Annotated in this window: 1 protein-coding gene; it reads right to left on the bottom strand. The window is 40.6% G+C overall.

The genetic code is table 11. The features are described 5' to 3' along the window. Positions 1-611 (bottom strand): DUF4344 domain-containing metallopeptidase (locus A3729_RS05375; protein ID WP_156497695.1); only part of this gene is annotated, 611 nt, incomplete at its 3' end. Between the last annotated feature and the right edge of the window lie 120 nt (positions 612-731).

Raw genomic sequence — 731 nt, 5'->3', positions numbered from 1 at the left:
CTGATTAGTAGAAATGCTTCCGTTGCTTCCAGAATAAAGTCGCTGTCATGGTGGTTCAGGTTGATAAGCATAAGGGTCGAGAAGTTATCCAGTGCAAATACTTCTTGCCCGGATACGCCTAAATCAAACTGACTAACCAAGGCTCTGCCTAGTTCAAACCACAAATATTTTTCAACGGCTGCGCTGTATATCGCTTCTTGTATACCCTCTTGTTGAGGGTATTTGGCAATTAGGCCTTGATCTAGTTGGTATAGAAAGGAGAAGGGGATGTCGATCTTTATATCAACCTGGCTGGTTTGTTTGTTGTTCGAGCTTGCAGTGTCAAGTGCTAAAGGTTGGCTCGTTGTAGCCTGGTCAGCTTGGTGAAAGTGATAAATGATGCTTTGTTTTAAAATAAGGTCTTGTTCACTAAATATTCGCAAGCGTTCGAAAACTTGAGACTTTTTCAGACGTGTAATTAGCTTGGTATCGTATTCACTCTTAGCGTCAGTTTGAAATGATAAGTCTGATGGCTGTTGAGGCTCAGTAATAGAGATCGATGCGTAGGTGCTGAAGGTTAGGGTTGACGTTATAAGCAGGAGCAGTAATCTGATATGTATAGAAGGAGTCATGGGAAGCGTCTATTTATTATTTAAATTATCTATTGTGGTACCCAGTTAGCCCATTCTATTCGGAATTTAAACTAAATGTACTGAATCTTTGGTAATGTCGGCTGAATCGCACTCTTCTTT

It is taken from the genome of Oleiphilus sp. HI0043 (assembly GCF_001634935.1).
This window is presented reverse-complemented; position numbering and strand designations above follow the sequence as displayed.